This window comes from Streptomyces sp. GL_148 (genome assembly GCF_057834205.1).
On the sequence record NZ_CM174396.1, the window covers coordinates 739,493 to 765,721 of the forward strand.

General features: G+C 72.9%; 23 protein-coding genes. 11 read left to right on the top strand and 12 right to left on the bottom strand.

Features of this window, described 5'->3' with window-relative positions:
- Positions 1–555 precede the first annotated feature (555 nt).
- On the bottom strand, positions 556–1,389 hold the full coding sequence (locus AC3IYI_RS03305; RefSeq protein WP_489408768.1) for a DUF4253 domain-containing protein: 834 nt from the start codon (positions 1,387–1,389) through the stop codon (positions 556–558).
- A gap of 306 nt (positions 1,390–1,695) precedes the next feature.
- On the opposite strand from AC3IYI_RS03305, the gene AC3IYI_RS03310 reads away from it, so the two are divergent.
- Complete coding sequence (locus tag AC3IYI_RS03310; protein ID WP_489408769.1) at positions 1,696–2,439, top strand: SDR family oxidoreductase; 744 nt, start codon at positions 1,696–1,698, stop codon at positions 2,437–2,439.
- Between the two features lie 233 nt (positions 2,440–2,672).
- On the opposite strand, the gene AC3IYI_RS03315 is transcribed toward AC3IYI_RS03310, so the two are convergent.
- Both AC3IYI_RS03315 and AC3IYI_RS03320 read right to left on the bottom strand, forming a co-directional pair.
- Positions 2,673–3,440 (bottom strand): peptidoglycan-binding domain-containing protein, encoded by a 768-nt coding sequence (locus AC3IYI_RS03315; RefSeq protein ID WP_489408770.1) that lies wholly within the window; start codon positions 3,438–3,440, stop codon positions 2,673–2,675.
- Between the two features lie 745 nt (positions 3,441–4,185).
- A complete protein-coding gene (locus AC3IYI_RS03320) occupies positions 4,186–5,424 on the bottom strand; it encodes an MFS transporter (protein ID WP_489411865.1) in 1,239 nt (412 codons plus the stop codon).
- Between the two features lie 568 nt (positions 5,425–5,992).
- Here AC3IYI_RS03320 and AC3IYI_RS03325 point away from each other — a divergent pair.
- Positions 5,993–6,466, top strand: coding sequence for a hypothetical protein (locus AC3IYI_RS03325; protein ID WP_489408771.1), 474 nt, complete (start codon positions 5,993–5,995; stop codon positions 6,464–6,466).
- A 125-nt stretch (positions 6,467–6,591) separates the two neighbouring features.
- The gene (locus AC3IYI_RS03330) at positions 6,592–7,428 is read left to right on the top strand and encodes a MerR family transcriptional regulator (RefSeq protein WP_489408772.1); all 837 of its coding nucleotides are present in this window, start codon (positions 6,592–6,594) and stop codon (positions 7,426–7,428) included.
- Between the two features lie 133 nt (positions 7,429–7,561).
- Here the strand turns inward: AC3IYI_RS03330 and AC3IYI_RS03335 are convergent, their stop codons facing one another.
- Positions 7,562–7,933: a hypothetical protein gene (locus tag AC3IYI_RS03335; RefSeq protein WP_489408773.1), complete on the bottom strand. Its 372-nt coding sequence runs from the start codon at positions 7,931–7,933 to the stop codon at positions 7,562–7,564.
- A 123-nt stretch (positions 7,934–8,056) separates the two neighbouring features.
- Between AC3IYI_RS03335 and AC3IYI_RS03340 the strand changes: the two genes are divergently transcribed.
- Both AC3IYI_RS03340 and AC3IYI_RS03345 read left to right on the top strand, forming a co-directional pair.
- Complete coding sequence (locus AC3IYI_RS03340; protein WP_489408774.1) at positions 8,057–8,530, top strand: hypothetical protein; 474 nt, start codon at positions 8,057–8,059, stop codon at positions 8,528–8,530.
- A 192-nt stretch (positions 8,531–8,722) separates the two neighbouring features.
- Complete coding sequence (locus tag AC3IYI_RS03345) at positions 8,723–10,993, top strand: macro domain-containing protein (RefSeq protein WP_489408775.1); 2,271 nt, start codon at positions 8,723–8,725, stop codon at positions 10,991–10,993.
- 147 nt (positions 10,994–11,140) lie between these two features.
- Here AC3IYI_RS03345 and AC3IYI_RS03350 read toward each other — a convergent pair whose 3' ends face one another.
- A complete protein-coding gene (locus AC3IYI_RS03350) occupies positions 11,141–12,220 on the bottom strand; it encodes a helix-turn-helix transcriptional regulator (RefSeq protein ID WP_489408776.1) in 1,080 nt (359 codons plus the stop codon).
- A 101-nt stretch (positions 12,221–12,321) separates the two neighbouring features.
- Here AC3IYI_RS03350 and AC3IYI_RS03355 point away from each other — a divergent pair, with 101 nt between their 5' ends.
- Entirely contained in the window at positions 12,322–12,774 is a 453-nt protein-coding gene (locus AC3IYI_RS03355) for a DUF3224 domain-containing protein (protein ID WP_489408777.1), read from the top strand.
- Here the strand turns inward: AC3IYI_RS03355 and AC3IYI_RS03360 are convergent.
- From AC3IYI_RS03360 to AC3IYI_RS03370, 3 genes are all read right to left on the bottom strand, one after another.
- Entirely contained in the window at positions 12,762–12,962 is a 201-nt protein-coding gene (locus AC3IYI_RS03360) for a hypothetical protein (RefSeq protein ID WP_489408778.1), read from the bottom strand. The two genes, AC3IYI_RS03355 and AC3IYI_RS03360, sit on opposite strands and share 13 nt — an antisense overlap.
- Before the next feature lie 113 nt (positions 12,963–13,075).
- Entirely contained in the window at positions 13,076–15,808 is a 2,733-nt protein-coding gene (locus tag AC3IYI_RS03365; RefSeq protein ID WP_489408779.1) for a DNRLRE domain-containing protein, read from the bottom strand.
- A 226-nt stretch (positions 15,809–16,034) separates the two neighbouring features.
- On the bottom strand, positions 16,035–16,478 hold the full coding sequence (locus AC3IYI_RS03370) for a MarR family winged helix-turn-helix transcriptional regulator (RefSeq protein ID WP_489408780.1): 444 nt from the start codon (positions 16,476–16,478) through the stop codon (positions 16,035–16,037).
- Positions 16,479–16,560: 82 nt separating this feature from the next.
- Between AC3IYI_RS03370 and AC3IYI_RS03375 the strand changes: the two genes are divergently transcribed.
- The 4 genes from AC3IYI_RS03375 to AC3IYI_RS03390 all read left to right on the top strand — a co-directional run bounded on the left by AC3IYI_RS03375 (position 16,561) and on the right by AC3IYI_RS03390 (position 19,058).
- Positions 16,561–17,268 carry a maleylpyruvate isomerase family mycothiol-dependent enzyme gene (locus tag AC3IYI_RS03375; protein WP_489408781.1) on the top strand — a complete coding sequence of 236 codons (708 nt, stop codon included), beginning with the start codon at positions 16,561–16,563 and terminating at the stop codon, positions 17,266–17,268.
- Between the two features lie 245 nt (positions 17,269–17,513).
- Positions 17,514–17,816, top strand: coding sequence for a hypothetical protein (locus AC3IYI_RS03380; RefSeq protein ID WP_489408782.1), 303 nt, complete (start codon positions 17,514–17,516; stop codon positions 17,814–17,816).
- Between the two features lie 153 nt (positions 17,817–17,969).
- Positions 17,970–18,428, top strand: coding sequence for a Crp/Fnr family transcriptional regulator (locus tag AC3IYI_RS03385; protein WP_489408783.1), 459 nt, complete (start codon positions 17,970–17,972; stop codon positions 18,426–18,428).
- 186 nt (positions 18,429–18,614) lie between these two features.
- Positions 18,615–19,058, top strand: coding sequence for a subtilase-type protease inhibitor (locus AC3IYI_RS03390; RefSeq protein ID WP_489408784.1), 444 nt, complete (start codon positions 18,615–18,617; stop codon positions 19,056–19,058).
- Positions 19,059–19,106: 48 nt separating this feature from the next.
- Here AC3IYI_RS03390 and AC3IYI_RS03395 read toward each other — a convergent pair whose 3' ends face one another.
- On the bottom strand, positions 19,107–19,967 hold the full coding sequence (locus tag AC3IYI_RS03395; RefSeq protein ID WP_489411866.1) for a GNAT family N-acetyltransferase: 861 nt from the start codon (positions 19,965–19,967) through the stop codon (positions 19,107–19,109).
- A gap of 107 nt (positions 19,968–20,074) precedes the next feature.
- The gene (locus AC3IYI_RS03400; protein WP_489408785.1) at positions 20,075–20,953 is read right to left on the bottom strand and encodes an ATP-grasp domain-containing protein; all 879 of its coding nucleotides are present in this window, start codon (positions 20,951–20,953) and stop codon (positions 20,075–20,077) included.
- 128 nt (positions 20,954–21,081) lie between these two features.
- Between AC3IYI_RS03400 and AC3IYI_RS03405 the strand changes: the two genes are divergently transcribed.
- The gene (locus AC3IYI_RS03405) at positions 21,082–21,822 is read left to right on the top strand and encodes an SIR2 family NAD-dependent protein deacylase (protein WP_489408786.1); all 741 of its coding nucleotides are present in this window, start codon (positions 21,082–21,084) and stop codon (positions 21,820–21,822) included.
- 88 nt (positions 21,823–21,910) lie between these two features.
- Here AC3IYI_RS03405 and AC3IYI_RS03410 read toward each other — a convergent pair whose 3' ends face one another.
- Together AC3IYI_RS03410 and AC3IYI_RS03415 are read right to left on the bottom strand one after the other, a co-directional pair.
- The gene (locus AC3IYI_RS03410; RefSeq protein ID WP_274547293.1) at positions 21,911–22,393 is read right to left on the bottom strand and encodes a VOC family protein; all 483 of its coding nucleotides are present in this window, start codon (positions 22,391–22,393) and stop codon (positions 21,911–21,913) included.
- Positions 22,394–22,522: 129 nt separating this feature from the next.
- Positions 22,523–26,089: a bifunctional glycosyltransferase/CDP-glycerol:glycerophosphate glycerophosphotransferase gene (locus AC3IYI_RS03415; protein ID WP_489408787.1), complete on the bottom strand. Its 3,567-nt coding sequence runs from the start codon at positions 26,087–26,089 to the stop codon at positions 22,523–22,525.
- Positions 26,090–26,229 lie beyond the last annotated feature (140 nt).

Here is a 26,229-nt window from a genome sequence, read left to right on the forward strand (position 1 = left end):
GAGAGGTAGACCTCCCGCCGCTCGGTGCCCGGCTCCGACACCCGTACCAGGTGCCCGAGGAGCAGGTCTTCCAGGCCGGCAACCCGCTTGCCATTCCACACCTTGTCCGCAGTGGTGACCAGCAACTCCTCGACACGTACTCGGGTCTCCGCCCGGGAGCCGTGGCCGTGGGTGGCGGCGAAGCGGGCCCGTTCCGGGCGAACGCGTGCGCGAGGAGCAACTCGCGCCCGGCCGGCTCGTGCGCGCAGCCGGGCCCAGCGAGGTCGACGGTGTGCGCCACCTTGCCGATGTCGTGCGTGGCCGCGCCGAAGAGAGCACGGCCTCATGGTCGAATGCCGGCGCCGGGCAGAACTCGGCGACGCAGTCGGTGAGTTCGTACACCGCGTCGTGTACGAGTCCCAGATGCGCCGCGAGCCGGGGCGATGCCATGCGGTGCGGCCAACTCGCGCAGCGGCGCGGCCACGACCTCGGGGCCGGGGCGGCGCCAGTCCGGGCGATGCGGCAGATCAGATCAGACACCGCCGGCAAGGATCTGCCATAGATCCTTAGATCCTTTCAGTCCCACCAGAACGTCCAGTGGGTGTTACCAACCAGAGCCTCTTCCGCGTAGAGCCGGATGCTCTCGTACCCCTGCCAGATGGTGTCAGGGCAGAACGCGAAGTGCTCCGCGGCGACCGCGAGAGCTTCATGCAGCGTCTGTGGTGGGGCTGCTACGGACAGGTCCAGCCGCGCGGACGACAGAGCAACCACCCGGACTCCGAAACGGTCCTCCCAGGAACGGAGAACCGAACACAGGCGGGCCACATCGCTTTCATGGTTGACCGGACCTGACCAGCCGATCACTGCGGGGAGGTCCGCAGCCCGGCCCGCTGGAACCAACGCAAGCCGAGGGCTCTTGAGCCGGCCGCCGACCAAATCCCGGGCCACGTCCGCAGCCGTCATAGCCGGATCCGCCGCGGCCCTCCCCGGCGACGCCAGCCCAGGCCAGCTACCGGTGAACGGAGCCATGGTCTCGCCCGCGCCCTCTTCGTCTTCGTCTTCGTTCTCCTCGGTTTCCGATACCGCGGACTCCCAGAGGTCCTTGAGGACTTCCTCGGCATGATGGTCGCCGGGGTCCGACATCATGCCGGGATCCAACGTGCCGTCCCACCACTCCTCGATACCGGATTCGTCCTGGAGGAGTACGGGCTGCAGTCCCGCTTCCCGAGCCGGCAGGTACTCGGCCCACGTACCGGGTGCTGCGACCCCGTCGGCCACCCAGAGCAGCGGCTCAGGCCAAGGACCGTCGTGGGTTTCGGTCACCAGTGATCCCGGCGGCAGGCCGAGACCCAGACTTCCGCCCGTGGGGTCGGTCAACAGCACGGTCAGCGGCTTGGAATGTGTCGTCATGACGGCGAAGCTAACGGCCCCCACTGACAGACCGCGCCGATCGCACGGGGCAACTGGATCTGAGGGTTCTGAGGGCCCTTCGCTGCCCGCTCATCCACCGAAGCCGGACCACGAACGACAAGCTGAGGCTACGGCCGGATCCTGTGTTCCGGATCGCCGCGGAACGGCTCGGCATCGTCCAGAGGACCGTCCTGCGGTACGGCTCCGTGAGTCGTTTTCGCTGGTCCGCCGGATATCGCGGTGTTAGCCTGCGGCGATCCCAGGTGTGGGCACGACACGGGGTAATGCGTCACACAGGAGGCTCATATGTCACGTCGTCCGGTCACCATCGTCACCGGAGGCAGTCGCGGTATCGGTGCCGCCACGTGCGTCCGGCTCGCCGCCGACGGGCACGACATCGCCCTCGGCTACCTCCGTGACGACGCGGCCGCCAAAGCCATCGCCGAGCAGGTGCGGGAGGCCGGGGGGCGGTGTGTGACCGTGCGCGGTGACACGTCCGAGGAGTGCGGCGTGGAGTCGCTCTTCGACATCGCCGGAGCCGAGCTCGGTGCGGTGACCGGACTGGTCAACAACGCCGGAGTGACGGGTACCCCGGGCCGGCTCGCCGACATCCGGACCGAAGATCTGCGCCGCGTGCTCGACGTGAACCTCCTCGGATACCTGCTCTGTTGCCGCCGGGCCGCCCGGGACATGGCCGCGTCGGGCGGCGGGGCGATCGTCAACGTCTCCTCCGCGGCCGCCACCCTCGGCAGTCCCGGCCGCTACGTCCACTACGCCGCGACAAAGGCCGCCACCGACACCCTGACCCTGGGGCTCGCCAAGGAGCTGGGCCCGGACGGGATCCGGGTCAACGCCGTGGCCCCCGGCATCATCGACACCGACATGCACGCCGCCATGGGGGACCCCGACCGCCCGGCGCTGGCGGCCGCCGAGATCCCGCTCGGCCGGGCCGGGCAGCCGGCGGAGGTGGCCGCGGCCATCGCCTGGCTGCTGTCCGCGGACGCCGCGTACACGACCGGTACGGTCCTGCGCGTCGCCGGCGGGCGCTGAACGGCCGCCACCCCTCGCCGCGGTTCCGGCAGCGGCCGAACGGCGGGGATGCCAACCGCAGGTGCTGGGCCGCCAATTGGTGGCGCCCAGCACCTCGCGGCCCATGTCGACCACACCACGTCCGTCGGTCGCCACTCGCACCGAGTCGAGGGGCGTCCGCCCATCCGGGATCCGCGCCTTACGGGCACTGCTCGCCGGCTCGGACTCCGGCTCCGAGCCCCGGCCCCGACCGGTCAGCCGCTCGCGAAGGCCGCGCGGGTGGCCGGCCCGTAGACGCCCGGCGGGTCGCCCTCGATGCTCCGGTTCTGCTGGAGCTGGATGACACCGCGCCGGGTCTGCTCGTCGTACACCCCGGTGAGGTTGACGTACGTGAACCCCTGCGCGTGGAGCCGTTCCTGCAGGGCGCGCACCTCGGCCCCGCGGTCCCCCGGCCTCAGGGTCCCGCCCTCGCCCGGGGCCGGGCGCGTTCCGGTCGGGCCCGCCGGGCCCGTCGGCTTCGGGTCCCGGGTCGCGCCGGCCGACGGGCCGGCAGGGGGCTGACCGGCGCCGGTCGGAGCCGTCGCGGACGGGGGTCCGGGCGTGGGCGGGCGTACGGACTCCGCGGCCGGGGTGGGCTCCTCGCCCGCCCCCGGGCTGCGCGCGGGGAGGACCGGTACGGACAGGTCCGGCGGGGCCACGGCGCGCGGCGGCTCCGGGTCGGGGCCGCGCAGGAGGAGGGCGAGGGCCCCCGCCGCCCCGAGTGCGAGCAGGGCGAGTCCGAGGACCGGGAGGCGGCTGCCCCGCCGGGCGCCGGGAGGCGCCGCCGCGGGCGCGGCCTGCCGCGCGGGACCGGGTTCCCACACGGGTACCCGCGAAGGCCCGGGCACCTCGGCGGGCGGCCCGAAGCGCGTCGGTACGGTGATCCGCCCGGTGTCCTCGGGCCAGGCGGGCGCGGAGGAGCCGGGCAGCGGACCCGAGGGGGCTACGTAGGGGCGTACGAGCAAGCGATCGTCGTCGGGCACGAGCCCACTCTCATCGGGGTCGGGGGACACGGTTGTCTTCCGGCGGGTACGGGGGCCGGCGCGGCGGTGCGGTGTCGGCCCCCGTACCCGGCCGGTCAGGTCCTGCGCCGCCGGGCGACCAGGACCATCTCGGCGCCGGCGGCCGGAACACGGGCACCGCCGGTCCCCGGGGGCGCGGTCATGCCCGCACCGGTCGGGGTGAGCCCGCATCCGGACCGCCCGCGCCGGGGCCGTCCGGACGCCGCGGGGCGGAGCGGGCGGATGGGGGCATCTGAGGTATCTCCGAGGTGCGGCTCGTGCGGTGGGGCTGGACGTCCGGGCGTCCGGAACGTCCGGACGTCGCGGGCAGGGTCGGTCCGGTTGACGGTGTCCGACCGGCGCACTCTTTCCCCAGGAGATGCCCCAGGTCAAGCCGGATGTCCGATCCACCCCATCCGCCCGGTCTGGGCAGGGCCTCTCCACCGGAACCGGCCCGTCGGGAGCGGTTCCTCCGCCGGGCCTAGGGTCTGTCGTCAAACTCCCGTCGTCGCCCGAAGGGCGGCCGCGCGGCGTCTGGTGCGTGCTCTCGGCGCGCCGGGCGAAAGTCCGCGTACTGGACGTACTCGGGCTTTCGCCCGGTGCGGCGAGAGCGCGTGCCAGGCGTCGCGCGGCAGACGGGAGTTTGACGACAGGCCCTAGTGGTGGACCGTCCGGATTGCGGACGGTCAACTCCTGCCCCGGGGCCCGCCTCTGATCCACCGCCGTTCTACCGCTGGTCGGCCGGTGAAGCGTCGCGGTTGCTGACGGCCGCCGGTGCGCCCGTGACTGCGCGATTGGCCGTGGCCGTGACTGCGCCCGTGACCGCGTGCGTAGCCGTGACTGCGCGCCCGGCCGTGCGGGAAGTCGAGGTGACCCGGACGGTGACGGCGGCCAAGGCCATCAGGGCGGCTCCGGCCAGCGGGGCCGCGGGCACCGAGATGCCGTCGACCGCGAGACCGCCGGACAACGCGCCCGCGGCGATCGCCAGGTTGAACATCGCCACCATCAGCGAGGAGGCGGCCTCCGCGTCGTCGGGTGCGGCCTTGATCATCCAGCTCTGGAGGCTGACCGAGACCCCGCCGTACACGAGCCCCCAGGCCAGGAGCAGCACCGTCCCGGCGACCGCTCCCGGCACCAGGGCGATCAACGCGAGGATCACGGTGAGGGCGGCACCGACGGTGAACAGCGTGCGGTACGGGTCGCGCGCCCCTGCCAGGAAGTTGCCCGCCACGCCCGCGACTCCGTACCCGAGGAGGAGGGTGCTCACGTAGGCGGCGTCGACCCCGGACACGTCCTGCAGGATCGGCCGTACGAACGTGTACGCGGCGAACTGCCCCGTCACCACCAGGAAGGTGACGGCCACCCCGGCCCGGACCGCCCGGTTGCGCCGCAGCAGGGCGGGGAGCTGGGCGAAGGTGATGGTCCGGGTCGGCGGCAACGGCGGGAGCAGCAGGAGCAGTGCGGCCAGAGTGAGGGCTCCGAGCCCGCCCACGGCGGCGAAGGCGAAGCGCCAGCCGCCGAGTTCGCCGAGCAGGGTCCCGGCAGGGACGCCGAGTACCGAGGCGGTGGGGACTCCGCCGAAGACGAGCGCGGTGGCCCGGCCGACGTGGTGCGCGGGGACGAGGCGGACGGCGAGGCCGCCCGCTATGGCCCAGAACCCGCCGACGCTGACCCCGACGAGCAGCCGGGCCGCCAGCAGCACCCCGAAGCCCTGAGCCACGGCGGCGACCAGGTTGGCGACGGCCATCAGGGCGATCAGCACGACCAGCACCCACCGCCGGTCGAGCCGGCCTGCGCCGACGGTGACGAGGGGCGCGCAGAATCCCGCGACCAGCCCCGGCACGGTGACCATCAGCCCGGCGGTGCCGTCGGACACCCCGAGATCGGCGCCCACGGGGGTGAGCAGACCTACGGGCAGCAGCTCGGAGGTGATGAGACAGAAGATCCCGAGCGCCACCGCCCCCACGGCCCCCCACCCCCGCCACCCGGCGACGGCGGCCTGGTCCGGCGCGACCGCCTCTCCCGTCGCGGGGGCGGGCCCGGCGGACGGTCCAGGGTCAGGGTCAGGGTCAGGGTCAGGGTCGGGGCTCGGCGGGAGCTTCGGCTCCGGGGAATGGGCGTCGTTGCCGGGCGCGGGGGCTTCGGTCATGGGGCGGGACTCCGTACGGGGCAGGCAGGCGGACAAGCAGGCAGGCAGGCAGGCGGGCCACCGGAGCGTTCCCGCCGGTCGGGCGGGGCCGGTCCGGGAGCCGGCACGGCAACGCGGAGCACCGGGGGTCGCGCCTCCCCCGGCATCCGTACTGTCGTTCCCCTCCGAACCTTGTCCGGATTTCCGCGCCAGGTCCACCCCCGTCCACGTGCGCGTTCTCCCGGACCGGTGAACCTCCCGTCGCGGCAGAAACGATCACAGTGCGCCCACAGAACCGTTTCGGCGGCGCCCACGGCGCCTTCACCGCCCCGTTGTCCGTACGCTCCCGTGCCCCCGCGCGGGAGCGCGGGAACCGGCCCGCCCGCCCGTGCGGCATGGTGGTCCGATGCAGTTGCGCCGGGTCCTGCCCCTCTCCCTCGTCGCCCTCCTCGCGAGCGCCGGCTGCGTGTCGGTCGGCAGCCCGCCGGATTCCGACGTGCCCGCGCGTGGCTCCGTACCGCCCGCCGACGCTCCGGAGCTCAGCCGACCGCCCGACGCGTCCCCCGCAGCCGATCCGGTCGGACTCCCCGCCGAGCCGCTGCCCCTCGGCGCACTCCCGGCGAGTGCCGACGCCGACCGGGACGGCGGACACACACCCTCCCGGCCTGCCGCCGAGGCCCCCCGCCCGGCGGCCGAACGGCGCACGAAGCCGGCCGCGCCGCGCCGCGCGCACCCGCCCAAGACGGCCGCCGCCCGGCCCGACCGCCCCGCCCGGAACCCCGTAGCGCCGCTGCCCCGCACGGACGAGCTGTGCGCGGCCGCGGAAGGCTCCCTGCCGCCGTCCATCGTGGATCTCTGCATCCGCCAGGCCGGCCACTGAGCTGAGCCGCCGAGCTGAGCCACCGAGCTGAGCCACTCAACCGAACCGCTGACCTGGCCCGATGGCCACATATTCTGGGCGGGCTTGACTCTCACACCGTGTCAGGGCCTGCACTGGAAGGCGTCATGTTCACCATCGGAGACTTCGCCAAGCACGGCCGGGTGTCGGTCCGCATGCTGCGTCACTACGACGCCCTCGGACTCCTGCGCCCGGCCCGTGTCGACCCCGCCAGCGGCTACCGCTCCTACGAGGCCGGGCAGCTCGCCCGCCTCAACCGTGTCATCGCGCTCAAAGAACTCGGCTTCAGCCTGGAACAGGTGAGGTCGATACTCGACGAGCTGGTGAGCGCGGAGGAGCTGCGCGGCATGCTGCGGCTGCGGCAGGCGGAACTGGAATCGGCCATGGCCGCTGCGGCGGCCCGGCTGACCCAGGTCGAGACGAGGCTCCGGATCATCGAGAACGAGGGAACCATGTCGTCGATCGACATCGTCGTGAAGAGCCTTCCGCCCGTCCGCCTCGCCGAGTTGAGCGGGATCGCGGGCAGCTACGAGGGGCAGGACATCGGCCCGGTCATCGGCCCGCTCTACGACGAGCTGTGCCGCCGCATCGAGGCCGCCGGTGTCACGCCGACCGCCCCGGGAATCGCCTACTACGAGGACGCCGGCGACGCGGAGCGGCCGGGCGCCGTCCTGGTCCACGCCGGGCTGCCGGTGGCCTCCTCCGTGCGTGCGGAGGACCTCGGGGGCGAGGTACGGATCGTCGTGCTGCCCGCCGTCGAGCGGGCGGCGACGGTCGTGCACCGGGGTGCGATGGACTCCGTCCTGCCGACCTCGCAGGCCTTGGCCCAGTGGATCGACGCGAACGGGGAGCGCTCCGCCGGCTACGCCCGCGAGGTGTCCCTGGCCTGCCCGGAGGACAAGGACCAGTGGGTCACCGAACTCCAGGAGCCGCTCGGCTCCTGAGGCCGGGCACCCCACCGGTTGGGCTCCGCCGATGCAACGCGTCCTCGTGGTCGGCATCAGCGGAGCCGGCAAGTCGACCCTGGCCCGGGAGCCTGCTGCGCTCCCCGAAGGCCGCCGAAGCCTGGCTGCGGGCTCAGCGACCGGCCGGATGGCCGACCGGCGCGGAGCGGGCGCCCGTCACGTAGGCACGGCCCCGTGCGGCGCCCCGCACCGCTCCGCGCCGGGCCGTGTGCAGCCGGCGCATCGTGGCGTGCCCGCGGCGGCGCCACTCCGCCCGCGGCAGACCGGCGCGCTGGCCGCCGCCGGTGATCAGGGCGTTGACCGGTGCGTGTGGGTCCGCGGCGAGCCCCTTGGCCACCAGGACCCCGACCACGAGCGGGACCAGGGCCACGGCCAGCGCCGTACCGGCGGTGGCCACGTGCTGCTGCACGCGCGGGCGGCTCGCGGTGGGCGCGGTGGCGGTGACGGTGACGGTGGCCGTAACGGTGCCGGTCGAGGAGGTCATGCCCCCATTCGATCAGCGGAGGCCGTCCCGGGAATCGGGCCGGATACTCAGGTCGTTGGGTGTGAGGTACTCAGAAGCGGATCGGACCAGACAGGATCGGACCGGGCGAGGAGACAGCCGTACGTGAACACACCCGGGCAGGGCAGCTTCGAACCGGCGGACGGCGACGGCCCCGCGCCCTCCGCAGCGGGACGGGCGGCGGAGCTGCGTACCGCCTACGAAGGCCTGCTGCAGATCCGCCGGCTCGTCAACGGCCCGGCGGGCGCCGGAGTTCCCGCCCCTTGGGAACTCCGGCTGATGCCGCGCGCGGTGGCCCTCGCCCTGGAGGCGGCGGGCATCCCGCCATCGGCGCGGGATCCGCAGGACCCGGACGGCCCGCGCACCCGGACCGGGTACCGGGTGGGCCCCACCGCGTCCGGGGACGGCCGCGTCGAGGTGACCTGGCTCGGCCCGCCGGGCGGCGGCGCCGCCGAGGAGGAGCAGGAACGCCTCACGGCCTGCGCGGCCGCACTCGAACGGCTCGGCTGGGTCTGCCTGCTGTACCGCGGCCCCCGCCGCCGCCGCTTCCTGGAGGTCGAGCCGCCGCCGGCCCGCTGAGGCCGCCGGAGACAGTCCATGCGACGTACCACCCGAACATGAGCCACAACGCAAGATCACTTCGACGACCGAGCCCAGGGCCCCTTCCAGGGGCATGACGGTAGGCCATCATCCGCTTTCCGGAGCGGCGTTGTCAGTGGCGGCGGATACGTTCGGGGTGTTGCAAGGGCTGTTTCCCGACAGGAGTGGACGATGACCGAGAGCAGCGTTGAACCCGCGCTCAGGGTGGTGCTGACAGACGTCAACGAGCGCGTGGTGGAGGCATGGCGGGCGGCGTTCGCGGACACTTCGGGCATCGAGATCCGCAGGGGCTCGATCCTCGACGAGGACGTCGATGCCTGGGTCACCCCGACGAACTCCCAGGGCCGGATGGACGGCGGGGTCGACGCCGTCATCAAGCGGTACCTCGGATCCGGCATCCAGCTCCGTGTGAAGCGGGCGATCCGCGATCGGTTCGCGGGGGCCCTCCCTGTGGGCAGCGCGGTCTGCGTCCCGTCGGGCGCGGCCGTCCCCCGGTACCTGATATCGACGCCGACCATGGTGCGGTCCTCGCAGAACGTGAGTGCCACGCTGAACGTGGCTCTGGCGTGCGCTGCCGCCTTCCAGGCCGTCCACCGTCAGAACCGGAAGGCGCCGGGCAGCATCCGCTCCGTGGCTCTGGTCGGGATGGGCGCGCAGACCGGCCGGGTCCCGGCGAGGGTGTGCGCCAACTTGATGTGGACCGGGCACACGCTCTTCCACGACCACTGGTTCGAGGATGACGACGAGCTGCGCGCCACGATCATCGCGCAGCTCACCGGCATCGAAGACGCCCCCGTCGAGGACCGGGTACGCATAGTGCCGCCGAAGACTGCTGCGCCCGTTCCCACCGGCCACCCTGCCGGCGACGGCGATCCGCTGGCCCTCGTCGAACTCTTCAACGGCGGCGGTGAGCCCTGGCTTCCGCTCCTGAAGCCCGTCATCGAGGCCCAGCCGGACGCCGCCCGGTTCATAGGGAAGGGCCGCAGCCACGAGGTCGTCCCGGTCCGTGAGCTGACCTTCCAGGCTCTCAAGCCCAACCCGCCGCACAAGTGGAAGGTCGTCGCCTTCGGTCAGAACCCTTACCCGCGGCCGGAGAGCGCGACCGGCATAGCCATGTTCGACAACACCTTCAACGACTGGAAGGACAGTCAGTTCGGCAGGGTCGTCAGCATCCGCTGCCTCATCAAGGCGGCGGCGATGTGGAAGTACGGCATCGCCAAGAAGACGCCCATCGCCGATGTCCGCGCGCTGCTGAAGGAGCGGGAGACGGTCCAGCCGCCGGAGTGGTTCCAGGCCATGCTCACGCAGGGCGTGCTGCTGCTGAACGCCTCGCTCACCGCAAGCGGTGACGGAGCGATGGGGGCCGACCAGCACACGGCGTTCTGGCGGCCGGTCGCCGAACGGATCGTCGAGGAGATCCTCAAGGCCAAGCAGGACGCCGACGAGGAGGACCGCGGGGTCGTGTTCGCCTGGTGGGGGGCGCACGCCCGCCAGCTGAAGAGGGTCGTCCTGCGACTCCAGGAGAAGTACCCGGACGTCGAGGTCCGGCACATCGACCACGCGAACCCGGCGGCGCAGGGTGACATCTTCTGCGAGGGCGACCATTTCGCCATGGTGAACGAGGCTCTCGCCTCGCTCGGTGCCGACGCGATCGACTGGCTGCCGAGCAAGGGGTGGAACGAGGGGGCGGCCGGGGCGGGAGGGACGGACGTCTCGGCACGCATGGGCGCCTTCATCGAGTCGACCATGAACCTGCACCAGCTGTACCTGGAGCGCCTCACCAGCGTCAAGGACGAGGGCCTGGCCCTCCCCTCGATCACCGGCGTGTTCGATACCCCGCTGATGGACTTCCAGGACGCCGTCGCGCCAGTCGCCAAGACGCTGTCCGGTCTCGGCAAACACATAGAGCGCTCACGCGACTTCGGCAAGCAGCGGGCGGACGAGATGTCCGGCAGCCTGTCCGCCGACGCCATCGCCGCGCTCTACCTCTACACCTGCGAGTCCGCCTTCTACCGCGAGATCAACGCCGTCCTCCGCTCCCCGGACCGCACGAGGGTCACTCCCTACCTGCCGTACCTGCGGCTGCTGTTCTCGGCGGTCTCGGGGCTACCCGCCCACACGCAGCCGCTGTGGCGCGGTGTGTCGCTGGACCTGCGGGCGCAGTATCCGGTGGGTCGGACGGTGACGTGGTGGGGCGTCTCCTCGTGCACCTCAGAGCTGAAGGTGGCCCGGTCCTTCCTGGGCAGCCGCGGCAAGCGGACGCTCTTCGAGGTGACACCGGCCCAGGCGGTCGGGATCAGGCGCTTCTCCGCCTTCACCGGGGAGGAGGAGTACATCCTCACCCCGGGCACGCAGCTCAAGGTGACGGACGTGAGGAGCGAGCGCGGCGGGCTGTACACGGTCAGGCTGACCGAAGTGGACGCCGCTCCCGTGGTGTCCTGAAGCACCCCTCGGGGTGACCGCGGCCGCGGGCGCGGCAGGTCGCGTGGGTCAGTTCAGGTCCTCGGCCGAACGCCGTGCTTCCGGACGGCGTGGAAGCCGTCGCGGCCGAGACGATCGGCTCGGCGCTGAAGGGTGTCCGCGGACTTCTCAGCGGTAGCGCTCGGCCAGTTCGGTCACCGCGCCCGCGAGGGCCCGGCGCAGCTCCGGCGGGCCGAGCACCTCGGCGTCCGCACCGAGACGGAGCAGGTCGCCGACGGCCACGGAGCCGGACTCGACGGCGAGTTCCACGACCACCCGGCCCTCCGCGTCGGGCGGCCCCGCGGTGGCGAGGGCTCGGACTCCCGCCGACCCGAACCACATCGGCAGCAGGCGCCGGGCGTGCGGGGAGAGCCGTACGACGGCGGTCTGCCGGCGCGTGGACGCCTCCAGGCGGCGGGCGGACTCCTCCCAGTGCGCGGCGAGCTCGAAGTCCTGGGGGCGTTCGAAGCGCTCGCCGGTCGTCTCCACGGCGAGGAACCGCCCCACCCGGTAGGTCCGCACGGCGCCCTGGGCCTCATCAGCCTCGTGGACCGCCGGCACCTCCTGGACTGCCGGCACCTCCTGGACCGCCGGTACCTCCTGGACCGCCGGTACCTCCGCCGACCCCGCAGGCCTCACCCCCTCCGCGGCCCGGGCGACCAAGTACCAGATGCCGCCCTTGAGTACGAGGCCCAGCGGCCACAGCGCACGGTGGACGGCTCCGCTCCAGCGGCGGTAGTGGGTGCTCAGGATCCGCTGCTCCCAGACCGCCTCCGCGATCTGCGCGAGGTGCGGGACGGGGTCGGCGTCACGGAACCAGGCGGGCGCATCGAGGTGGAAGCGCTGCTGGATCCGGCGGGCCCGGCCGGCGAGTTCTGCGGGGAGGGCGGCCTGGAGTTTCAGCTGGGCGGCGGTGAGGTCCGCGCTGAGGCCGAGGTCCCGGGCGGGGCCGGGGGCGCCGGCGAGGAACAGGGAGCCGGCCTGCGCGTCCGTCAGACCGGTGAGCCGGGTCCGGTAGCCGTCGACGAGGCGGAATCCGCCGGCCGGCCCGCGGTCGGCGTGGACGGGGATCCCGGAGGCGCCGAGCGCCTCGACGTCCCGGTACACGGTACGGACGGAGACCTCCAGCTCGGCGGCGAGCTCGCGGGCGGTCATCCGGCCGCGGTTCTGGAGCAGCAGGAGGAGGGAGAGGAGCCGGTCGGCGCGCATGCGGCCATTGTCCGGCATACCTGACAGGAGATGTCAGGTAAGTCGCCCAGGCTGTGCAACGGCGGGCCGACAGCCCGCAGAACCCACACCAGGAGGTCTCGGTGCCCACGCCCACCACCACTGCCACGGCCACGGCCACACCCACCGCCAACGGCTTCACCTTCAAGGACTGGGAGGAGCACCCGGTCGGCCCGCAAGGCGGCTTCCCCCGGCTGGCCCGCGCCACGGTCACCAACTCCTTCACCGGCGCCCTCACCTCCCCCGCGACGATCTGCGCCTACACCGTGGCCTACACGGGGGAGAGCACCGGCACCTTCGCCGGCATGGAGCTGGTCACCGGCACCGTCGACGGCCGCGAAGGCAGCTTCGTCCTGGACGAGCGCGGCACCTTCGACGCGACCGGTACCCGCTGCCGGTTCACCGTGGTCCCCGGCTCGGGCACCGGCGGCCTGACCGGCCTCGACGGCTCCGGATCCTTCGCCCACCGCTACGGCGACACCTCGGTGGAGTACGCCTTCGACTACGCGTTCACGGCAGCGGATCAGTCGGCGTAGCTCAGCAGGCGCAGCACGTTCGCGACGACCACGAGGGTGGAGCCCTCGTGGACCAGGACCGCCGGGCCGATGCCGAGGCCCAGGGCGGTGGCCGGGACGAGCACCGCCACGATGCCGAGGCTCAGCCAGAGGTTCTGGCGGATGACTCGGCTCGCGCGGCGGCTCAGGCCGGCGATGAAGGGGAGCACGGCCTCCCCGTCGAGCTCGGCGACGATCCCGAGGCCGACGCGGGCACGCAGACTCCACCACGGCGGCCGGGCCTGGGAACCGCACCGGCCGCCGCACGCAGGACCCGCTCCGGCTACGGCGCGCCGAAGGTGAGCGTCAGCTTCGGCGAGCCCTCGTTGGCCGCGGCTTCCGAGGACCACAGCCACAGGGCGTCCGTCCCGGCGCTGCTCAGCGCCAGGCTGTAGGCGCCGCCGAGCGCCCCCGCGACAGCGGTCTTGTCCAGGCCGGTCGTGTGGACGGCCGAGCCCTCCGGGACGCCCGCGAAGCTGCCGAGCGCCGGGCCGCCGAGTGCTGGGCGGTTGGCGTACGTGGTTCCGGCCTCCGTCCAGGAGCCGGTGACCGGGAGCACGGACACCGTGTCCGTCGTGCCGGCGCCGCTCATGGTGCTGGTCTTCACGCTCAGCGTGGCCGACTTGAGCACCGTGCCGGCGGGCGCGGCGGGCAGGGCGAACCGCAGGTAGCTCGCGTAGAACGAGGTTCCGCGCACCGCGAGCGAGCCGGACGTCCCGTAGTTGGTGGCCGGGGCGCCCGCGTTGGCGTACGTGTCCTCCGCGGCCTGGACTTCGACGACCGAGTCGGCCGGGGCGGAGGCCAGGGCGTGGTGGTTCTGCACCTGGGCCGCGCTCAGGACCGTCGGGTAGACGGCGGTCTCGTCCAGCCGGCCCGCCCAGTACTCGCTGACCGGACGGTCCGGCCAGCCGCCGAGGCTGTCGCCGCCGACGTGCCAGTAGCCGGCGAAGTTCTCGTGCGCGGTGAAGCCCAGCGTGCCCTTCTGGGTGCCGTCCACGTACAGGGTCATGCCGCCCGGACCCTGGGTCGCGACGACGTGGTGCCACTGGTTGTCGTTGTAGGCGGCGGCGGTCGTGACGGTGTGCGTCCCGCCGCTGTAGACGCCGTAGACGAGCCGGCCGTTGTTGGTCATGTAGATGTGCTTGTCGTACTGACTGCTGCCACGGGACTGGTTGTTGCCGAACCCGATGAGCTTGCCGCCCGTGGTGGTGTTCGTCTTGAACCAGGTCTCGATGCTGTACGTGGAGCCGACGTTCTGGCGGCGGTCCCCGTACACCTGGGTGTCCGTGCCGTTGAAGCCGATGGCCGTGCTCGGGCCCGAGACCGCGCCCGGGGTCTGGCGCAGGGCGGGGGCGTTCAGGTGCACACCGCTCTGGTTGCCGCCGTCCGAGGAGTCCGCGACGAAGGGCAGGGCCGACTCGTCATAGCGCCAGAACAGCTGGGCGCCGTCCGCGCGGACCGCACTGGGGTACGCGTCGGGCGAGCTCGGCACCGTCACGCTCGCCGTCGCCGACAGCGCGCTGGTGTTGCCGGCCGCGTCGGTGGCGGTCACCCGGTAGGTGTAGGACTGGCCCGCGGTGACGGTGGTGTCGGTCCAGGAGGTCTGCGGGCGGCGGAAGAACAGCGAGTCCGCCGCGACCGTGGCGATCGGCGTGGCCGCGCCGTTGCGGTAGACCTTGTACGTGAGCGTGCCGTCGTCCAGGTCGAGGCTGGTGCGCCAGCGCACCTGCACCTCACCGGGCTTGAAGCTCACGGCGCTCGCCACCGGGACGCTGGGCGCACCCGTGTCCCCGGTGGAGGCGAAGCGCGTCAGGCTCTGCTGCGCCGCACCGTTGACGGTGGTGAACTCGCCGCCCACCCAGAGGTACTGGACGCCCTCCTTGGAGCCGACTGCCATGACGCGCGGGCCGATGCCCTCGCCGATGCCGTCATTGGTGTCGGGAGCCCAGCCCAGCTTGCCGGTCGCGGTGGTCGGCTGGGCGAGCAGGTGGTGGCGCTGGCCGTCCGGGAACTCGCCGATGCTGGAGCAGTCGTGCGCGTGAGAGGCGCTGTAGAGCACGTCCTGGTAGGGGAGCACGGCCTGGGTCGCGCCGAGGCAGGTGTCGCGCCAGCGCTGGCCGAAGTCGCTCAGGTTCAGCGCGATCCGGCCGTCGAAGACGCCTCCGCCCGTTCCCTCGTTGGCGGTGTAGAAGCCGGTCGTGTCGGTGGCGATGTCCTTGACCACCGAGTTGGTCTCGACGAACCCCGGGTAGGCCTTGGTGACGGCTCCGGTCGTCGCGTCGACGACGGCGAGGGCGTGGCTGTTCGTACCGCCCACGGTGAAGAAGTCGCCGCCCAGGACCACGTGTTGGCCGTCGGGGGTGAGCTCGATGGCCCGGCCCGGCTCGTCGGCGTTCGCGGTGAAGGGCTTCAGCGTGCCGTCGGCCGCGTCCACGGCGGCGAACCGCTCGCGGGGCTGGCCCGCGACGGTGAGGAAGTCGCCGCCCGCGTACACGGTGTCGCCGGTGACGGCGAGGGCCCGGACGGTGGCTGCGAAGGCGGGCCGGAAGTCGGTCTTCACGGTGCAGGTCGCCACGTCGATGGCGGCGAGGCTGGAGACCGCGGTGCCGTTGACGCCGCCGAAGTAGCCGCCGGCGTACAGGGTCGCCTTGTCCGGCGAGAGGACGAGCGAGCGGACGGTGGCGGTGCCGGAGCCCACGGTGAAGGACAGCTTGCAGGAGGCCGGGGCGCCCGTCGCGGCGTCGAACGTCGCGAAGTTCACCGCCTCTTGCTCGGTTCCGGCGGCGCCGTCCGGCGGGCGCACCGCGGAGAAGGTGCCGCCGACGAAGACCTTGTCGCCCGCCTCGGCCAGGGCCCAGACGACACCGTTGGCCTGCCAGGTGGGCAGTTCGTCGGCGGTGAAGGCCACTGGCGGAGTGATGGCCGCGGCCTCTTCGACGAGGCCGAGGCCCATGGCCGTGCAGGTGCCGGCCAGGGCCAGGGTGAGAGCGGCGGCCAGCCCTCTGGATCTACGCATGAACCCCCCAGTTCGGTGTGCGCGGCGCCGCGCAGTGCTGCGCGACGCACGGAATGGCCGGAAACTATCGTACGGATGTCCACGACCATGCCCCGGGCACCCTAAGGGGAATCCCGGCTCCGTTCACCGCACTTGACTCACCGGATGCCAAAGCGCACCGCCCGCCCGCACACCCGGGCCCGACGCCGATCCCTACCGGTGAGCCGGACCCGCACCCGGACCCGGCTCACCGATAGGGATCGGTGATCTCGCGGAGGCGGGTGAGGGCGCTGCGGAGCAGTCGGGTGTCCTCGGCTCCGAGATGGCGGGACCACTCCCCCTCGACCCGGGCCTCCGCCTCCCGCGCGACGGCCACGGCGGCCGCGCCCCGGGGCGCGATGCGGACCAGCCGGGCGCGGGCGTCGGTCGGGTCGGGGGTGCGGTGGACGTAGCCGGCCCGCTCCAGCTGGTCGACGAGGAAGCCGGCCGTCTGCTTGGTGATCCGGGCCTGGTCGGCGAGGTCGGTGAGCCGGGTGCCGTCCGGTCCGATCCGGGCGAAGACCCGGCCCTGGGCCACGGTGAAGTCCTCGTATCCGGCCTGCGCCAGCGCCTCGAAGACATCCGTCTCCATCGCCCGGTACGCGATGAAGCACAGCAGCCCCAGGTTGAGTTCCTCTTCGGCCCCGGCCATCTCGCACCACCCTTGACTCGGTCAGTCTCTCTGACCAATATTAGTCAGAGAGACTGACCGATACCAGGTGAGGTCGATCGATATGACCGGAACAGCCCGGATGAACCCCGACGACGTGTGGCGGACCATCGACAGCGAGCGGCTCTCCCTGGCCGACCTGCTCGACGACCTCAGCCCCTCCGAGTGGGAAATCCCGTCCCTGTGCGCGGGATGGCGGGTGCGCGAGGTCGCCGCCCACCTCACCCTCGCCCACCTGGGCGTCTTCCCGGTCCTCGTCGCCGCGGTCCGCGCCCGGGGCAGCTTCGACCGCATGGTCCACGACACGGCCGTACGGGAGGCCGCGCGCCCGGCGGCCGAGTTCGCGCCCCGGCTGCGCGCGATGGCCGGATCCCGGCGCAAGGCGCCGGGGGTGACCCACCTGGAGCCGCTGATCGACATCCTGGCGCACGGGCAGGACATCGCCGTCCCGCTGGGCCGGACCCGTACGATGCCGGCCGAGGCGGCGGCGACCGCGGCGCAGCGGGCCTGGTCGATGGGGTTCCCGTTCCACGCCCGGCGCCGGCTGGCCGGCTTCCGGCTCACGGCCACGGACTGCGACTGGACGGCCGGCACCGGTGAAGCCGCGGGCACCGGCACGGCCACCACCGCCGCCACCACGGTCGAAGGCCCGGTCTCGGCGCTCCTGCTCCTGGTCACCGGCCGCGACACGGCGGCCCTGCCCCTCCTGTCGGGCCCGGGCCTGCCCGCCCTCGCCGAGCGACTCGCCGGCCCGGGCGCGCGCCGGGCCTGAAGCGCGCCACCGCGGGGACCAGCACCCCGGACGCGCATGCCCGTACGCCCGCCCGCATGCCCGTACGCCCGCCCATCCCCTCCGCCCGTCCGGAACATGGGACGCCGGGCCCGTTCTCGCGATTGCCGCCCCGCCCGGGCCCTCGCCCCTCTACGGTGCCCTGGGGGACGACAGCAGGCGAGGGCAGGAGCGCACGCCCGGGGACGTACGCGGGCGCGGGCGCGGGACCGGAGGGGCGGAGCGGAATGAGCGACGAAGAAGACACGCAGTTGGCGAGGATGACCCCCGAGATCTCCCGCCGCACCCTGACCCTGCTCCGCGGCCTGGCCGGGCTCGAACCACCGGAGCAGGTGCCCGAGGAGGCGATGAGCGCCGCCGACGAGATCTTCGCCGAGTACGGCACCGACGGGCTCCGCGTGCTGGTGATGACCCTGGCGGCCTGGGCGACGGCACAGATCGAGAACGTCTCCGAACTGAGCGGGCGCAGCCACGAGGCCGTCCTCGACGCCATGGAGCTGGCCTGCCTGGAGACCGGCGCAGAGGAGTAGCCGGGCACCGGCGGGAAGCGGCCGGGGCGGGCTTCCGGCGTGGACAGGGTTCGTGTCGCCGAAAATCGGACAATTCTCCGGAGCCAGACGCCCCGGATTCGGTCCGGCGTCAGCGACACTGGGGGGAGCGGGGGGTCCCGATCGGAGGCCGTCGTGAGCACACCTTCCCCCATCCGGATCGCTGCCGTCCTGTCGACAGAACACCGTGGACGGCTGATGTCGCACGCCCGCGAGGTCAATTTCCGTGAGGGCGCGCGGATCTTCGACGAGGGCACCCGGGCGGAATCCTTCTGGATCGTGCGCTCCGGCACGGTGACCCTGGAGATCCCGGTACCGGGCCGCCGGCCCACCCCCATCGAGAACCTGGGCCCCGGAGAACTGGTCGGCTGGTCATGGCTGTTCCCGCCGTACGTGTGGCAGTTGGGCGCCGAGGCCATGACGCCGGTCCGCGCGTACGAGTTCGACGCCACGGCCGTACGGATGCTCATGGACGCCGATCCGGCCTTCGGGTCCGCCCTCGGCCACTGGGTCGGGCGGGTGCTCGCGCTGCGGCTGCAGCAGACCCGCACCCGCCTCCTCGACACGTACGCCCCCCGCCTCGCCGCGAGCTGATCCGGACGGGTTCGGGCCGATTCCGCCGACCGCTCCCCCACAGGTCAGCCCACCTCGGGCCGCTGCGGTCTGCGGTCATGCGTGCGCGGTGCGTGACGAGAAGTAGAGGTGCGAACGGGCGTTCCGGTTCCGCATGGGCAAGACTCGCGTCCGTTATCCGACGCAACGACGCGAGGAGTGTTCGACATGCGATCCGTCACCAGGACCCTGGGACTGTCGTCCGCCGCCATGGGGCTCACCGCCCTCACCGCCCTGACCGGCTCGGGCGTCGCCGGAGCCGCGCCCGCCGGCGGCGAAAGCCTGTACGCCCCGTCCGCGCTCGTGCTGAGCGTCACCGACGGCGACGACGCGGCGAGCGGTACGGTGCTGCGCGCGGTCACGCTGGTCTGCGCACCCCGGCCCGGCGGAACCCACCCGGACCCGGACGCGGCGTGCGCCGAGTTACAGGCCTACGCCCCCGAGCTGGACGCGCTCGCCGAGCCGCGCCCCGACGCGGCGTGTACCCGGGAGTGGAGCCCGGTGACCGTCACCGCCGAAGGCGTGTGGCAGGGCCGCCGGATGAACTACTCCCACACCTACGCGAACCCGTGCGCCCTGTGGAACACCACCGGCACGGTCTTCACCATCTGAGCCGGTGCCGGAAGCCGGAGACCAGCCCGGTCAGCCCGGCCAGCCCGGTCAGCCCAGCTCCAGACTCGTGACCCCGTACATGCCGGCCAGGTCGAGGTCCGGCTCCTGGCCGGTGTACATCCGGGCGGTCTCGAACGTCGGGGTCAGGCCCAGTCCGCCCAGCAGGGCGGCGGCACGCGGATGGGCGTCCGGTACGTCCACGGCGACCCGGCCGTCGGGGGTCCGCTCCGCGAGGCGGAGCAGAAGGGCTGCGGCGACGGCCGGGCCGGCGGCGTAGAGCGGGCCGATCCGGGAGGCGCCGCTGCCCGGCCGGACGACTCCGAGCCCCTCGACCCGGCCGTCCCGCACCGCGGCGAGGGCGGTACGGCCGGGCAGTCCGACCCAGGCGGCGAGGAAGGCGTCGCGCGGCGCGGGGAAGAACCTGCGGTCGTACGCCGCGAGTTGACCGAATGACAGGGTGGCCGCGTCCACGATCCGCACCCCGGGCGCCGTCTCCTGCGGGGGCTCCCCCGCTGCCCGAGGCACCCCCTCGTGGCGGACGTTGTTCCAGGCCGAGCGGAAGCCGGACTTGCGGTAGTTGTGCTGCTGCTCGACCACCCCGTCCAGCCCGACGAGCCGCCCGTCGAGCCGCTCCATGCCGGCCTTCCACAGCCGGATCCCGTAGCCCTGGCCGCGGACGTCGGGGCGGGCGATGTAGAAACCGATGAAGCCGAATCCGGCGCCGTAGCGGACGGCCGAGATGCAGGCGACGGGCTTCCCGCGGAGCCTCCCGATGAGGAATCCGCCCGGATCGGCGACGGCGAACGCGAACCGGTCGCAGTCCCCGGGGTTCCAGCCCTCCTCGTCGGCCCAGTCCCGGAACAGCGCCATGTCGGCGGCGCTCGCATCGTTGATCTCGAATCCAGTCAGTCCCGTCATGTCCGATGTTGTACCAGATCCGCCCCTGCGGCCCGTGCGCTCTCGCGCGGGGCCCGCAAGGGCCGTGCGGCCCGCTGCGACCGGCGTCCCGTCCGGGCTCAACCGCCCGTCAGGAGGCGGACGAACGCGGCGCGATCGGCGTCCCGGTGCAGATCGCTCACCTGCCCGTCGCCCACCTCCACGACCCGCCAGACCCCGTCCGCGCGCAGCGCGAGGTCCGTGGTGACGAAGGCGCAGCCGAGCTCCGCGACCGCGGCCCGCACGGGTCCGAGGTCCGGCGCCGCGGCCTCGGCGTACGGGCTGTCGGGGTGGGCCGTGACCAGCCGGGGTTCGGCGTCCCGCCACCAGACCCGCACCTCGGTGGCCACGCCCTCGGCCGCAGTGAATTCTTCGAAGGCGCGCAGCACCACCCCGCCGGCCAGGTCCTCGCCCTGGAGCTCCACGAAGCGGTTCACCACGCGGTGGACGGCGGCCCGGTCCGCGAGGTCGGGGAGGTGGCAGGCCTCCGCCCACTGGTGCTTCCGGGATTTGACGTAGTCCTTCACGATCCCGGCGCGGGACGGGAGGGCCGCGGCGGCGTCCGCGAGCCGGGCCGGCTCCGGGGTCTGCCCCGGAGGTGTCGCCAGCCACCGGCTGGGCGGGGTCAGTCCGGCGAACGCCTCGTACCAGCCCGGGAGTTCATGGGCGCTCCGGTACGCGTCAGGAGTGACGCGCAGTGCGCATCCGCGCTCGCGCAGGGCCGCGTCGAGGCCGGCGTACCGGGCCGCCGGGATCATCCAGCCCCGGTACCAGAGCGCGCCCGCCCCGGCGGGCACCCGGGCCACGGCCCGGTCGGCGTCCCCGGCGAGCAGTGCGTCGTGGTCGATGAGCCCGATGCCGCCCCCGGCGGCGCGCACCGCGCGTGCCTCCTCGGCGAAGTGGGCGTCGGGGAGGCGCTCGTTCAGCGGATCGGAGCAGTACAGGACGGTGGTCGGCATGCCGCCACCCTACGGAGGTCCGCGCGGAGCCGGGCCCCGGCTTCAGGAACTGCTGGACGCGGAGTCGGGGTCCGCGCGCTAGCCGAAACCCCGTGGTGAACGCCGTCCGGGCTGCCTAGAGTCGGCGCATGGGAAAGCCGCTCGTCGCAGTGTTCAGTGGGGCCGGGATGTCCACCGATTCGGGGATTCCCGACTACCGGGGGCCGCAGGGGCTGTGGCGCCGGGAGGCCGACGCCGAGAAGCTCGTGACCTACGCGTACTACATGGCCGATCCGGAGATCCGGCGCCGGTCCTGGCTGATGCGCGCCGAGCTCGGGGCCCTGGGGGCGCGGCCGAACGCCGCGCACCTCGCCGTCGCCGAACTGGAGCGCACCGGAGTCCCGCTGCGGGTGATCACCCAGAACGTGGACGGGCTGCACCAGCTCGCCGGGACCCCCGCGCGCAAGGTGTTCGAACTGCACGGCACGGCGCGGGCCGTGGTGTGCACGGCCTGTCACGCCCGTACCGGGATGGACGAGGCGCTGGCCCGGGTCACCGCCGGGGAACCGGATCCGGCCTGCCTCGGGTGCGGCGGGATCCTGAAGGCGGCGACCGTGATGTTCGGGGAGCGGCTGGACCCCGAGGTGCTGGCGCGGGCCGTCGCGGTGGCCAAGGGGTGCCAGGTCTTCGTGGCCGTGGGCTCGACGCTCCAGGTGCAGCCCGCGGCCTCGCTGGCCGGGATGGCCGCGGAGGCCGGGGCCCGCCTGATCATCGTGAACGCGCAGGAGACCCCGTACGACTCCCTCGCCGACGAGGTGATCCGCGAGCCCATCGGGACGGCGCTCCCCGCCCTGCTGGCGCGGATCGCCGCGGCCGGCGCGCTCCCCTAGCCGGCCGGGCCTTCGCCGGGCCCTCGCCGGGCCCGGCGGGGCCGCCGCCGAGCCGCACCGGCCCGGCGGCGGGCCGCCTCAGCCCGCCTCAGCCCGCGTCGGCCGCCCGCCGCATCTCCGCCACGTCGAGCTTCTTCATCTTCATCATCGCGGCGGTCGCCCGCGCGGCCCGCCCCGGGTCGGGGTCGGAGATCAGCTCGATGGCCCCGGCCGGGATGACCTGCCAGGACAGCCCGAACTTGTCCTTGACCCAGCCGCAGGCGGATTCCTGGCCGCCGTCGCCGGTCAGCGCCTCGTAGTAGTAGTCCGCCTCGGCGTCGTCGGCGCAGTGGATCTGGAAGGAGACGGCCTCGGTGAAGGGGAACTGCGGGCCGCCGTTGAGGCCGACGAACTTCTGGCCGTTGATCTCGAACTCGACGACCATGACCTCGCCGGCGACGCCGGGGCTGCCCTCCGGGTAGAGGCCGACGCGGCCGCGCTTGCCGTCCTTGAAGACCGAGAGGTAGTAGTCGGCGGCGGCCTCCGCCGCGCCGTCGAACCACAGACACGTGGTGAAGGGGTTGCTCGCCATGACTGCCTCCAGAATGCGTGGGGGTGGGGGAATCCGTCCCGCACATACAGAACAGACCGGCCGCGGCCCCGAAACTCATCGGTGGGGCCGGGACCGGTCCGCATCCCGCCTGGAATGCACTCCTGTGGGTTACATGCCGAGCATGCGATCGACGATCCGCCGAGCCGCCTGACCGTCGTCCAGGTCGCAGAACTCCTCCCGGAACGCCGCCCGCGCCCGCGCGTACTGCGCGCCCACCGCGTCCGCGTTCCGCACGGCCTCGATCAGGCTCGCCGAATCCCTGAGCAGCGGGCCCGGGGCCTTCTCCTCCAGGTCGAAGGTGAAGCCGCGGAGCGTGTCCCGGTAGTGCTCCAGGTCGTACGCGAAGAGCAGGACCGGCCGGCCGGTGTGCACGAAGTCGAAGATCGCGGAGGAGTAGTCCGAGATCAGCACGTCGGCGACGAGCAGCAGGTCGGTGGGGTCGGGCCAGCGCGACACGTCGACGACGAACCCGTCGCGGACGCCGTCGCGCACCTGCTCGGTGACCTTGTGGTGGCCGCGGATCAGCAGGACGTGGTCCTCGCCGAGCTCACGGCGGGCCGCGTCCAGGTCGATCTTCAGGTCGAGCTTGTAGCCGGAGGTGAGCGTCCAGCCCCGGCGGTTCTCCCGCCACGTGGGCATGTACAGGACGACCTTCTTGCCCTCCGGCAGGCCGAGCCGCCGACGGACCTCCGCGATCCGTTCCGCGTCGGGCCGTATCAGCGCGTCCGTGCGTGGGCTGCCGGACTCGACGACCTCGCCGTCGTAGCCGAGCGCCCGCTTCAGGACCGGCGTGGCGTACGAGCCCGGGGAGGCGAGCAGGGACCACTGGGCGCTGTCGTGCTCCAGCGCGTCCAGCACCTCGGGGCTGGTGTAGTAGTCGTGCATGAAGTCGTGGCCGATCTGCTTCAGCGGCGTACCGTGCCACGTCTGCACGACGGTCTGGCCGGGGCGGCGGCGGAAAGCGCGCGGCACGCTGTCGTTGACCACGTAGTACCGGGCCCGCGCGAGCACGTCCCAGAATTCCCGGCTGTCGTACTGGACCGCGCGGGCGGTCTGCGGGACCTCGGCGCGGCCGTCGCGCACCAGCCAGACGTGTTCGAGTTTCTCGCCGCGCCGCAGGAGCTCCTCGTGGACGGCACGGGGCGAGTCACCGGCGCCGTGCCCCTGGAAGGCGTCGTAGACCACGATGTCCTCGACCGGGAGGGCGCTCTGCTCCGGGTACGTCACGTCGCGCGCGATCCGCTGCGCGTAGCGCGAGCGGTCGTGCGGGCTGAGCATCGGGTCCGCGACCAGCACGACACGGTCGTGGACGCGGCATTCGACGCGTATCGGCCGGCCCAGGGCGGTGACGGCGTGGGGCCCCGAGTGCAGGGCGGTGGGAGCGAACTGCAGCGGCGCGCCCCGCTCCACTGCGACCAGGCCCGCGGTGACCCCGCCCTGGGAAACCGGACGCAGCGTGGGCCACCAGCGGCCCTGCGGCAGCGGGGTGCGGCCGGCGCGGCTCTCGGGGAGCACCGGCTCGAAGGAGGCTTCGAATACATCGCCGTCACGGGTGACGGGGTAGCTGAACTCCAGGCCGACCTGGTTGTTGTGCAGGACCAGTTCGTAGGGCTCGTCCAGGGGCGCGAGGAAGCGGCCCCGGAGCGTCAGGGCGCCGTCCTCGGCTTCTACGGTGTCGATCAGCGGCGGGGAGGACTGGACCGAGAGGGTGAGGTGTCCGGTGTTGCCGCGCTTGGCGAAGACGGACCGGCCGGGCTCCTCGCCGGGCAGCGCGACGACCAGTCCGGCGAACCCGGCGCGCTCGTCGTGCGCCAGCGGGTGCTCGGAGCCGTCGGCGCCGGTGACGGACAGGGTCCACGGCTTGGGGGTCCACGCGCCGAGCGCGCCCGGGGCCCCCGCGACGGCGGCCAGAGCGGCCAGCGGCACGCGGACGGTGAAGGGGATCCGGCCGCCGGTGACGGCGGGGGCGCTCTCCAGCGGGAAGCTGAGCACGGTTCCGGTGGGGGCGTGCTTGGCGCGCAGGGCGGCTCCCGCGCCGACCTCGGCGGCGAGCTCGCCCGACACCTCGACGGCTTCGTCTCCGGCCGGGCGGACGTCCAGGGCGCGGGCCCGGACGATCTCGACCCGGACGCTGAAGGTACCGGTGGTGCTCGGGACGATCCGCACGTCCGGGGCGACCCAGTGCGCCGGCGGGTTCTGTCCGCTGTCGTGCTCGCCGCCCTTGAGCCGGGCGCGGTGCAGACCTCCGGCGGCGGTGAGGACGACGGAGGTGTTCCACACGCCTTCGTTCCATGTGCCTCCCGTCCGGAAGGCGGCCGGGTCGACGACGGCGGTGAATCCGGCCCAGTCGGCGTGGCGCAGGGCGAGGTGCTCGGAGTTCACCGTGGCCGTCGGGGAGGCGACCGTACGGGTGGTGACGATGGCCCGGCGGCCCTTGCGGTTCTGCCGGAAGACCAGCAGTTTGCGCGCGCCGAGGCGGCTCTCGGCGCCCAGGTGTCCGGGCACGGCGTAGCCGCGCAGCAGCAGTTTGCCGTCGGCCCAGCGGGCCTCCTCCACGCGACTGTCGACGCGGCGTTCGGGCTGGCCGAGCGTGAGGAGCTTCGCGGGGACCGGTGCCGTGAGGAAGGGGTAGTCGGCCTGCGGGCGGGCAAGTCCCTTGACGGGCACGCTGAAGGCGAAGTCGCGCTGGTGCTGGATGAGGGCCACGAACTCCTCGATCCGGCCCTCCCCGGCGAGGTAGGCCTTGAGCCGGTCCGCGACCGCCATGTCGGGCCACGGCCCGGGACCGATCTCCCGGACGAGGCCGCCGACTTCCCTGGCGAAGGCGGCACGGAAGTCGGCGCCCGCCTCGCCGACGTACTTGTAGATGAGCGGGAGTTCCTCGATCAGCACGTTGTGGTCGTAGCCGCGCAGGTAGCGGGTGTAGGCGGCGCCCTGCCGGCCCTGGAGGGCCTCGCGGACCAGGCGGACGGAGGCGACCCGGTCGATGACCGAGACCGGGTCGGTGGAGCGCTGGGTGATGGAGCGCTCGCCGGTTTCGCGGACCCGCCAGTGGTAGACGCACTCCCTGAGGACGTCGACGCTCTTGGCGAAGTAGTGCGCCGGGATGGAGACGGGGGCGTCCTCGTAGAGGATGCCTTCCGGGTACTGGAAGGCGTGCTCGTCCCAGAAGCCGCGCCGGTAGACCTTGTTCCACGCGGTGCGGTCGGTGACCAGCGCCGGGAATTTCGAGATGTGGGTCTTCAGCCGGGTCGCGCCGAAGGCGGCGCGGTGTCCCCAGGACTGCTGCATGCCGACGGAGCGGAAGCGCTTGACGTTGCCGGCCGCGAAGTCGGAGCCGGTCGCGTCGAGGGCGTCGACCATGCGCCGGTAGGCGTCCGGCGGCAGGGTGTCGTCGCTGTCGACGAAGGCCAGGTACTCGGTGCCCGGGCTGATGTGGCGGGCGCCCACATTGCGGGCCGCACCGAGTCCCGCGTTCTTCTGGAGCACCAGCCGGAAGCGGTCGTCACGCTCGACGAATGCCTGGGCGAGTGCCGCGCTGGCGTCGGTGGATCCGTCGTCGACTAGAACGACTTCGAAGTCACCGAATGTCTGTGCCGCGATGGATTCCAGGCACTCGTCGAGATAGAGCTCGACGTTGTAAACGGGGACGACGATACTCAGGCGCGGAGGCATGGGGGCGAGTTCTCCAGCTTTATGGCATTCGTGATGATCAGCCGATTGCAGCATCGTACTGTGCCACGAGATGGTAAATATCGGTCGTCTCGGGACATACGTAAGAAGCCGCGGGGCGGGCGGCAATGAGTTCAGCCGCC

Bases quoted from the DNA above. Each gene is read 5' to 3' on its own strand.
- AC3IYI_RS03330 (WP_489408772.1), top strand. From the start codon at position 6,592: ATGTTCACCATCGGAGACTTCGCCAAGCACGGCCGGGTGTCGGTCCGC.
- AC3IYI_RS03335 (WP_489408773.1), bottom strand. From the start codon at position 7,933: ATGACCTCCTCGACCGGCACCGTTACGGCCACCGTCACCGTCACCGCC.
- AC3IYI_RS03415 (WP_489408787.1), bottom strand. From the start codon at position 26,089: ATGCCTCCGCGCCTGAGTATCGTCGTCCCCGTTTACAACGTCGAGCTC.
- AC3IYI_RS03325 (WP_489408771.1), top strand. From the start codon at position 5,993: ATGCAGTTGCGCCGGGTCCTGCCCCTCTCCCTCGTCGCCCTCCTCGCG.
- AC3IYI_RS03350 (WP_489408776.1), bottom strand. From the start codon at position 12,220: ATGCGCGCCGACCGGCTCCTCTCCCTCCTCCTGCTGCTCCAGAACCGC.
- AC3IYI_RS03345 (WP_489408775.1), top strand. From the start codon at position 8,723: ATGACCGAGAGCAGCGTTGAACCCGCGCTCAGGGTGGTGCTGACAGAC.
- AC3IYI_RS03390 (WP_489408784.1), top strand. From the start codon at position 18,615: ATGCGATCCGTCACCAGGACCCTGGGACTGTCGTCCGCCGCCATGGGG.
- AC3IYI_RS03375 (WP_489408781.1), top strand. From the start codon at position 16,561: ATGACCGGAACAGCCCGGATGAACCCCGACGACGTGTGGCGGACCATC.
- AC3IYI_RS03365 (WP_489408779.1), bottom strand. From the start codon at position 15,808: ATGCGTAGATCCAGAGGGCTGGCCGCCGCTCTCACCCTGGCCCTGGCC.
- AC3IYI_RS03405 (WP_489408786.1), top strand. From the start codon at position 21,082: ATGGGAAAGCCGCTCGTCGCAGTGTTCAGTGGGGCCGGGATGTCCACC.
- AC3IYI_RS03400 (WP_489408785.1), bottom strand. From the start codon at position 20,953: ATGCCGACCACCGTCCTGTACTGCTCCGATCCGCTGAACGAGCGCCTC.
- AC3IYI_RS03370 (WP_489408780.1), bottom strand. From the start codon at position 16,478: ATGGCCGGGGCCGAAGAGGAACTCAACCTGGGGCTGCTGTGCTTCATC.
- AC3IYI_RS03410 (WP_274547293.1), bottom strand. From the start codon at position 22,393: ATGGCGAGCAACCCCTTCACCACGTGTCTGTGGTTCGACGGCGCGGCG.
- AC3IYI_RS03305 (WP_489408768.1), bottom strand. From the start codon at position 1,389: ATGACGACACATTCCAAGCCGCTGACCGTGCTGTTGACCGACCCCACG.
- AC3IYI_RS03310 (WP_489408769.1), top strand. From the start codon at position 1,696: ATGTCACGTCGTCCGGTCACCATCGTCACCGGAGGCAGTCGCGGTATC.
- AC3IYI_RS03380 (WP_489408782.1), top strand. From the start codon at position 17,514: ATGAGCGACGAAGAAGACACGCAGTTGGCGAGGATGACCCCCGAGATC.